This window comes from Thalassovita gelatinovora (genome assembly GCF_001458355.1).
Taxonomy (GTDB): Bacteria; Pseudomonadota; Alphaproteobacteria; order Rhodobacterales; family Rhodobacteraceae; genus Thalassobius; species Thalassobius gelatinovorus.
In genome coordinates, this window is sequence record NZ_CYSA01000025.1 from 319,549 (window position 1) to 327,489 (window position 7,941).

The window sequence follows — 7,941 nt, forward strand, 5'->3', positions numbered from 1 at the left end:
GCCTAGGGCCCTTCTTTCCGATCGGAATCGACATTTTCATCCAACCAGAAGGTCAAAAACAAAGTCACCGCCGCCAGCGCCGCCCAGATCAAGAAGATATACAGAATCGCCCGCGATGTCGGGACCTGATTTTCCCCCGACCCGGACCACAGCACCGGCACCGCCCAAAGCACCGCCCCGAGAAACGGCATCAGCTTGGCTGCATCCATCGCCCGGTGCACCCGATAGCTGCGTCGTTCGAGAAACAAAGGGGACTGTTCGCGGCTCATTGCGGCACCAGTTCGTGCAGCGCCTCCAGCACTTCGGCATTGGAAAAGGGTTTGGTCATGAACCGGCTGGCCCCGATTTTTTCAGCCAGTTCGCGATCCTTTGACTGACCGCGGGCGGTCAGCATCAACACCGGCAGATTCTGGGTAGCCGCATCCTGGCGCAATTCGGTCAGGATGTCATAGCCGCTTTTGCCGGGCAACATGACGTCCAGTATAACCAAATCCGGAGATTTGGCGCGAACGACAGACACCGCGTCATGCCCATTAGAATGTGTATCGACCGTCCAGCCATCGCGCGACAGAATAAAACTGATCGCTTCGATGATGTTCGGCTCATCCTCGATCACAAGGACATGTTTGCCCATGCATCGCCTCCCCCCTGAGAACTGACATATCGAACTTTTGTCATTTATCGCGGAGTTCCCGCCGCGAGTCAAAACCCATCGGTCAGGATCGATGGTTCGCGGCGGCCCGCGCAATCCGTGCGCGGACAGATCCGGCAGCCGACACCAAGGCCCCTGACCTCTTCGGGTTTCCAATCCGTGGGCCCCAGCGACACCAGAAGCATATGCGCCTGGAACAGCGGGTCCTGCCCGAAATCGGGTTCCGTCACAGGTTCGGCAATGGCATAGGCCAAAAAGGCAGACCGCCCGTGCATATCCTGTTGAACCACCCGGCGCACCGGCAACAAGGGCCGCGACAAGGCCAGAAACAACGGCCATTTCGGACAGGCCGCGCCAAAGCGTGGCAGCGCAAAGCCTTCGGCGGATTTGCGGAAAATCAAGGTGCCCGAGGCATCACAGCTGACCAGGCCCATCTGCGGCACGCCGTCGGTTGGCGGCAATTCGGCCATCCGCCGCATTGCCCGCGCCACGCTGACCCCGAAATGGCGTGCCAAAACCGCCGGGTCCGTCCCCAAGCTGCGCAATGCCGCGATTGTATCGACAAGCGGCATCCGTTCCGCGTCATCGCAATAGCGTTCCAGATATTGCCGGGCAAAAGATCGCCCCGCCGCCGATTGCAGCATTTCCGCAGATTCCAGTATCGTGTCGACCTTGTCTGCCCCGGCGGTTTCCAGATCGGCGAAATGGTATTCGGCATCGGTCAGGAACGCTTCGAGTTCGTCCTGCGGCGACGCCAACCCGGTTTCTTCGCCGCTGTCCTCATCCAGATAGGTGACCAGTGCCTGCGAGCTTTCCGCCAGACGCTTGGCGTCTTCATTGATATTGCGATGGAACCTGTCGCGCCATTCTGGTTCCAGTTCGGGCGTTTCCGCCAGAATGCCCGCCGTGGACCGGATCGCCGTCACGGTGGACAGAACGTCATGCATCGCAGCGGCCAGATGCGGATCATGTGTCAACCGGTCGGTCAGGGTTTCGACCGTGCGTTCCAGTTCCAGAACCCGGCGGTGACGGCGCACCAGCAATTCGGCCCAACCGGGGTAGCGCCCGGCAAATTCTTCCGGGGCTTCCGTTTGCGCTGCGACGACCTTATCGGCGGCGCGGGCTTCGCCCAAGGTTGCGATGATCGCGGCTTCGGCCCCTTCGGTCAGCGCGGAAGGTTCCACATCCAGCACATCGGCCAGCGACAACAGCAATTTGCCGCCGATTCTGCGCCGATTATGTTCGATAAGATTCAGATAAGATGCAGATATTCCGGCTTTGCGGGCCAGTTCAGCCTGCCGTATCCCCTGCCTGAGGCGCCGTTCCCTGATGCGGGAACCAGTCAATTGACGCTGCGGCATATCGTTTTCCCAACCAAATCAACGCATTTCTGCACTGCGGAAAAATTTATTTACAAATCATACCGCAGTATTGTGCAGTTGTTTACAAATAAATCGTTTTGTCAAAAGCTTTTGTTGCTAAGTTTTCTTTTAGGCGCTGATAATGAATTTGCACAATTGTGCGCGCGGTACTGCATGAGGAGGTAGGGCCGCAATTCATGAAATGGGAGGAATTTATGTCCAAGACCAATCTGACGCGTCGTGGCGTATTGAAGTCGGGTGCCGTTGCTGGCGCTGGCGTCGCGCTTCCGACGATCTTTACAGCATCGTCGGCTGCCGCATATACGAACGAACCCACCGGAGGAACCGTGACTCTGGGCTTCAACGTGCCCCAAACCGGTCCCTATGCAGATGAGGGTGCAGACGAACTGCGCGCTTACGAACTGGCGGTCGAGCATCTGAACGGCGAAGGTGACGGCGGCATGATGCCCACCTTCAGCTCGAAAGAACTGCAAGGCAACGGCATCCTGGGCAAGAAGGTCAACTTTGTGACCGGCGACACCCAGACCAAGTCGGACGCCGCCCGCGCATCGGCCAAGTCGATGATCGAAAAAGACGGTGCCATCATGATTTCGGGCGGGTCGTCTTCTGGTGTGGCGGTTGCCGTGCAGGGTCTGTGCCAGGAAGCTGGCGTGATCTTCATGGCCGGTCTGACCCATTCGAACGACACCACCGGTAAAGACAAAAAAGCCAACGGTTTCCGCCACTTCTTCAACGGTTACATGTCGGCTGCTGCGTTGGCACCGGTGCTGAAGAACCTTTATGGCACCGACCGCAAGGCCTATCACCTGACCGCTGACTACACCTGGGGCTGGACACAGCAGGAATCGATCGCAGCCGCGACCGAAGCCATGGGCTGGGAAACCGTCAACAACGTGCTGACCCCGCTGGCCGCGACTGACTTTTCATCCTATATCGCGCCGGTTCTGAATTCGGGTGCGGACGTTCTGGTTCTGAACCATTACGGCGGAAACATGGTGAATTCGCTGACCAACGCGGTTCAGTTCGGTCTGCGTAACAAGCAGGTGAACGGCAAGAACTTCGAAATCGTCGTTCCGCTGTTTTCGCGCCTGATGGCACGTGGTGCTGGCGAAAACATCAAAGGTATTGTCGGGTCCACCAACTGGCATTGGTCGCTGCAGGATGAAGGTTCCAAAGCCTTCGTGAAATCCTTCGGCACCAAATACGGCTTCCCGCCGAGCCAGGCCGCGCACACCGTTTACTGCCAGACCCTGCTTTATGCAGATGCTGCGCAGCGTGCGGGCACCTTCAATCCTTGCGGGATTGTCGAAGCGCTGGAAGGCTTCGAATTCGACGGCCTGGGCAACGGCAAGACGCTGTACCGCGCCGAAGATCACCAGTGCTTCAAAGACGTTCTGGTCGTGAAGGGTAAAGAAAACCCGACGTCGGAATTCGACCTTCTGGAAGTGGTCGAAGTTACCCCGGCCGCACAGGTCACTTATCCGCCGGACCACCCGATGTTCGCAGGCGGCGCTCTGGGCACCTGTAACCCCGGCGCATAATTCCAAAACGCTCTAACAATTCGGGGCCGTGCGCGCAAACCGCGCGCACGGCCATTTCGGCCAATGCAGCAGGGCGCGTCCGTGCAGCAGGTTTGGCTGACAGCCGATAAATTTTCCAAGGTGGGGACAATGGACGGAATCATCCTGCAAATCCTGAACGGGCTCGACAAGGGCTCAGCTTATGCGCTGATCGCGCTAGGACTTACGCTTATTTTCGGCACATTGGGCGTTGTGAACTTCGCGCATGGTGCGCTGTTCATGATTGGCGCCTTCTGCGCCGTATTCGTGCAGCGCCTGCTGAACCTGTCATTCGAAACGGTCGACCCGGGCAAGACTGACTTCCTCGGCAATCCGTCGATGGTGAAAACGCCTTACATCGAAAGCTGGTTCGGCCACGATATCGGATCGGCGATCATCGACTGGTCGGTACCATTGGCAGTGCTGTTCAGCATTCCGGTGATGATCCTCATCGGCTTTGTGATGGAACGCGGTCTGATCAAACATTTCTATAAGCGTGAACACGCGGATCAGATCCTGGTGACCTTCGGGTTGGCCATCGTTTTGCAAGAAGTCATCAAGGCGTTCTATGGCGCCAACCCGATCCAGACCCCCGCCCCCGAAGCGCTGTCCGGCATTGCCACCTTGGCTGACGGTATCGTCTATCCGGTGTGGCGGATCGTCTATTTCTGCTTTGCCACCGTGATCATCGGCGGTGTCTTCGCCTTCTTGCGGTTCACCACATTCGGCATGGTGGTGCGCGCCGGCATGGAAGACCGCGAAACCGTTGGGTTGCTGGGGATCAATATTGACCGCCGCTTCACCATCATGTTCGGCATCGCCGCCGCAGTGGCCGGCATGGCGGGCGTGATGTACGGCCCGATCAACGCCCCCAATTACCACATGGGCATGGATTTCCTTGTGCTGTCCTTCGTCGTCGTGGTCGTGGGTGGCATGGGATCGCTTCCCGGCGCGGTTGCCGCAGGGTTCCTGCTGGGCATTCTGGAAAGCTTCGCGTCGACCACCTGGGCGACCACCACCATCCCCGGCATCAACCAGATCATCATTTACCTGGTCGCCATCATCATCCTGCTGACCCGTCCGCGCGGTCTGTTGGGTAAAAAAGGCGTGATGGAGTAAGAGACAATGTTTGGACTCAATAAAAAAGACAGCGCTCTGCTGCTTCTCGTCGCCATCCTTACCATGATGGCCCCTTTCATCCTGAACCCCTTCCCCACCGATAGCGGGTTAGCCCAGTTCAACGCCGGCTATCCCGACCTGATGCAGCGCTTCGTGATCTTCGGGATCTTCGCCATCGGGTTCAACATCCTGTTCGGCCTGACCGGCTACCTGTCCTTTGGCCACGCGGCCTTTCTGGGGGTGGGGTCTTATTCGGCGGTGTGGATGTTCAAGCTTCTGTCGATGAACATCCTGCCGGCGGTGATCCTGTCTGTGATCATCGCGGGGCTGTTCGCGCTGGTAATCGGCTATGTGTCGCTGCGCCGGTCCGGGATCTACTTCTCGATCCTGACGCTGGCCTTCGCGCAGATGTCTTTCGCCTTGGCCTATTCGGTGCTGACCCCGATCACCAATGGTGAAACCGGTCTGCAGCTGAACCTTGACGATGCGCGTATTCTGGACCCGGTAAACGATTCCGGATCACTGCCTGTGACCAGCCTGTTCGGGCTGGAAATGCGGTCGTCTTTCGATCTGGCGGTTGGACCTTGGGATTTCACTTTCTCGGTCGGCTATTATGTGTGCGCCATCTTCTTGCTGCTGGCTTTCTATCTTGCGATCCGGATTTTCCGGTCCCCCTTCGGCATGATGCTGCGCGCGATCAAATCGAACCAGCAGCGGTTGAACTATACTGGGCTGAACCCGCGCCCCTACACGTTGGCGGCCTTCGTCATCTCGGGCATGTATGCCGGTCTTGCCGGTGGCTTGCTGGCATCGATGGACCCGCTGGCAGGGGCCGAACGGATGCAGTGGACCGCGAGCGGTGAAGTGGTTCTGATGACCATCCTCGGCGGTGTCGGCACCCTGATCGGTCCAGTTCTGGGCGCCGGTCTGATCAAGTATTTCGAGAACATCTTCTCGAAGATCAACGACACCGTGCTACATGGCTGGTTCAGCTTCCTGCCCGACGGGATCGAAGATTTCCTGGTCACCATCATCCACCCCTTCGTGGGCAAAGGTTGGCATCTGACACTGGGCATCATCTTCATGCTGGTGGTGACCTTCCTGCCCGGCGGTCTTGTCGAAGGCGGTCAGCGCATTGCGCGGCTGTTCCGTGGCAAAAAAACCAAAGACGGTGCCGACGGCGCCAAAACTGAACCTGCAGAGTAAGGAGACACAAGGATGGGTATTCTTGAAGTCAAAGGCGTCAACAAGCGCTTCGGTGGTCTGCAGGCGCTTAGCGATGTGAACCTCAGCGTGAGGGAAAATTCCGTTCACGCCATCATCGGTCCCAACGGGGCGGGCAAATCCACCCTGCTGAACTGCCTTGTCGGCAAGCTGATCCCCGATACCGGGTCGGTGATGTTCGATGGTCAGTCGGTGCTGGGTCGGAAACCGCATGAAATCAACCAGATGGGGATTTCGCGGGTGTTCCAGACGCCCGAGATTTTCGGCGACCTGACGGTGATGGAAAACATGATGATCCCCTGTTTTGCATCCCGCGACGGGGCGTTTCGAATGCATGCGATCGAACATATGCTGGACGATAAGGAAATCGTGGAACGCGCCGAAAAGATGCTGGAAGACATGCGAATGGCAGACAAGCGCCACATGCATTCGGCGTCAATGTCGCGCGGCGATAAACGACGTTTGGAAATCGGCATGTGTCTGGCGCAGGAACCCAAACTGCTGCTGCTTGACGAACCGACCGCCGGCATGGCGCGGGCCGATACCAACAACACGATCGACCTGCTGAAACAGATCAGCGACGAACGTGACATCACCATCGCCATCATCGAACACGACATGCATGTGGTGTTCAGCCTGGCCAACCGCATCACCGTTCTGGCCCAGGGGACCCCTCTGGTCGAGGACGATCCTGAAAACATCAAAGGCAATCCGAAAGTACGGGAAGCCTATCTTGGTGAAACCGCGTAAGGAGTCGGACCATGAACGTCAAACCTGATTTCTCCAAGGGCCGGAACCTTGCCGAAACCGCCCCGGCTTTCCTGTCGGTCTGGGACATTCACGCCTATTACGGCGAAAGCTATATCGTGCAGGGCGTCGATTTTAACGTCCACGAGGGCGAAATCCTCGCCCTGCTCGGTCGCAACGGGGCCGGTAAAACCTCTACTCTGCGGGCCATCGCGCGGCTGGATAATCCAGCGATCACCCATGGTGAAGTCTGGCTCGATCACCAGCCGCTGCACCTGATGAATTCCTACAAGGCCGCGCAGGCCGGGATCGCGTTGGTCCCCGAAGACCGTCGCATCATCGCCGGTCTGACGGTCGAGGAAAACCTCAAGCTGGCGCAGATCGCGCCGCCGATCGGCTGGTCGATCGAACGGCTTTACGAACTTTTCCCGCGGTTGGGCGAACGCCGGATGCAGGAAGGTGTGACATTGTCGGGCGGTGAACAGCAGATGCTGGCGATCGCCCGGGCGCTGGCGCGCGACATCAAGGTGTTGCTGCTGGATGAACCTTACGAAGGGCTGGCCCCGGTGATCGTGGACGAGATCGAGCGCACGTTGCGCACGATCAAGGAACAAGGGATTACCACCGTTATCGTGGAACAGAATGCGGTTCGGGCCTTGGAACTGGCGGATCGCTCTGTCATTCTGGACACTGGCACCGTCGTATTTGACGGCTCGGCGGCCGAAGTTCTTCAAAACAAGGAATTGCGCGAAGAATACCTGGCCATCTGACCAAGGGTCGCATCGGCCCGCCCCTGCTCCGGCTGCCAGTCTGGGGCGGGTCACAGGACAATTGCTGGAGTTCAGGGAGGACCCCGATGAGTGAAAAACTCTACCCCGTGCCGAAATCGTTTTCGGAAACCGCCCATGTTGATGCTGCGCGTTATGACGCGATGTATGCGGCGTCGCTTGCTGATCCCGAAGCGTTCTGGCGCGACCAGGGGCAGCGCGTGGAGTGGATCAAGCCCTTTACCAAGGTCAAGAACACCAGCTTTGCGCCCGGCGCGATCGACGTCAAATGGTACGAAGACGGCACGCTGAACGTTGCCGCCAACTGCATCGACCGGCATCTGGCGACCCGCGCCGATCAGACCGCGATCATCTGGGACCCCGACGACCCCGAAGAAGCCGCCCAGCACATCNCCTATGCCGAACTGCACCGCCGCACCTGCCGGATGGCCAACATCCTGGAAGATCTCGGCGTGCGCAAGGGCGACCGG

9 protein-coding genes are annotated in these 7,941 nt (G+C 58.5%); 6 read left to right on the forward strand and 3 right to left on the reverse strand.

Annotated features, from left to right (window positions below; translation table 11 throughout):
* Positions 1-2 precede the first annotated feature (2 nt).
* The 3 genes from TG4357_RS13835 to TG4357_RS13845 form a co-directional block, all read right to left on the reverse strand.
* Positions 3-269, reverse strand: a complete 267-nt coding sequence (locus tag TG4357_RS13835) for a hypothetical protein (protein ID WP_058263481.1) — start codon at positions 267-269, stop codon at positions 3-5.
* Positions 266-634 carry a response regulator transcription factor gene (locus TG4357_RS13840; protein ID WP_058263482.1) on the reverse strand — a complete coding sequence of 123 codons (369 nt, stop codon included), beginning with the start codon at positions 632-634 and terminating at the stop codon, positions 266-268. Before TG4357_RS13840 ends, TG4357_RS13835 begins: the two co-directional genes overlap by 4 nt.
* Before the next feature lie 68 nt (positions 635-702).
* Positions 703-2,013, reverse strand: a complete 1,311-nt coding sequence (locus TG4357_RS13845) for a helix-turn-helix transcriptional regulator (RefSeq protein ID WP_058263483.1) — start codon at positions 2,011-2,013, stop codon at positions 703-705.
* Between the two features lie 215 nt (positions 2,014-2,228).
* Between TG4357_RS13845 and TG4357_RS13850 the strand changes: the two genes are divergently transcribed.
* The 6 genes from TG4357_RS13850 to TG4357_RS13875 form a co-directional block, all read left to right on the forward strand.
* Positions 2,229-3,575 carry a substrate-binding protein gene (locus tag TG4357_RS13850; protein WP_058263508.1) on the forward strand — a complete coding sequence of 449 codons (1,347 nt, stop codon included), beginning with the start codon at positions 2,229-2,231 and terminating at the stop codon, positions 3,573-3,575.
* Between the two features lie 129 nt (positions 3,576-3,704).
* Positions 3,705-4,712, forward strand: a complete 1,008-nt coding sequence (locus TG4357_RS13855; RefSeq protein ID WP_058263509.1) for a branched-chain amino acid ABC transporter permease — start codon at positions 3,705-3,707, stop codon at positions 4,710-4,712.
* A 6-nt stretch (positions 4,713-4,718) separates the two neighbouring features.
* Positions 4,719-5,918: a branched-chain amino acid ABC transporter permease gene (locus tag TG4357_RS13860; RefSeq protein WP_058263484.1), complete on the forward strand. Its 1,200-nt coding sequence runs from the start codon at positions 4,719-4,721 to the stop codon at positions 5,916-5,918.
* 12 nt (positions 5,919-5,930) lie between these two features.
* Positions 5,931-6,686, forward strand: a complete 756-nt coding sequence (locus tag TG4357_RS13865; protein ID WP_058263485.1) for an ABC transporter ATP-binding protein — start codon at positions 5,931-5,933, stop codon at positions 6,684-6,686.
* A gap of 11 nt (positions 6,687-6,697) precedes the next feature.
* The gene (locus TG4357_RS13870) at positions 6,698-7,453 is read left to right on the forward strand and encodes an ABC transporter ATP-binding protein (RefSeq protein WP_058263486.1); all 756 of its coding nucleotides are present in this window, start codon (positions 6,698-6,700) and stop codon (positions 7,451-7,453) included.
* 86 nt (positions 7,454-7,539) lie between these two features.
* The coding region (locus TG4357_RS13875) for an acetyl-coenzyme A synthetase N-terminal domain-containing protein (protein ID WP_144433927.1) at positions 7,540-7,941 on the forward strand (402 nt) is incomplete at its 3' end.

Coding starts and splice junctions, on each gene's coding strand:
- TG4357_RS13840 (WP_058263482.1), bottom strand. CDS start 634: ATGGGCAAACATGTCCTTGTGATCGAGGATGAGCCGAACATCATCGAA.
- TG4357_RS13860 (WP_058263484.1), top strand. CDS start 4,719: ATGTTTGGACTCAATAAAAAAGACAGCGCTCTGCTGCTTCTCGTCGCC.
- TG4357_RS13850 (WP_058263508.1), top strand. CDS start 2,229: ATGTCCAAGACCAATCTGACGCGTCGTGGCGTATTGAAGTCGGGTGCC.
- TG4357_RS13835 (WP_058263481.1), bottom strand. CDS start 269: ATGAGCCGCGAACAGTCCCCTTTGTTTCTCGAACGACGCAGCTATCGG.
- TG4357_RS13855 (WP_058263509.1), top strand. CDS start 3,705: ATGGACGGAATCATCCTGCAAATCCTGAACGGGCTCGACAAGGGCTCA.
- TG4357_RS13845 (WP_058263483.1), bottom strand. CDS start 2,013: ATGCCGCAGCGTCAATTGACTGGTTCCCGCATCAGGGAACGGCGCCTC.
- TG4357_RS13865 (WP_058263485.1), top strand. CDS start 5,931: ATGGGTATTCTTGAAGTCAAAGGCGTCAACAAGCGCTTCGGTGGTCTG.
- TG4357_RS13870 (WP_058263486.1), top strand. CDS start 6,698: ATGAACGTCAAACCTGATTTCTCCAAGGGCCGGAACCTTGCCGAAACC.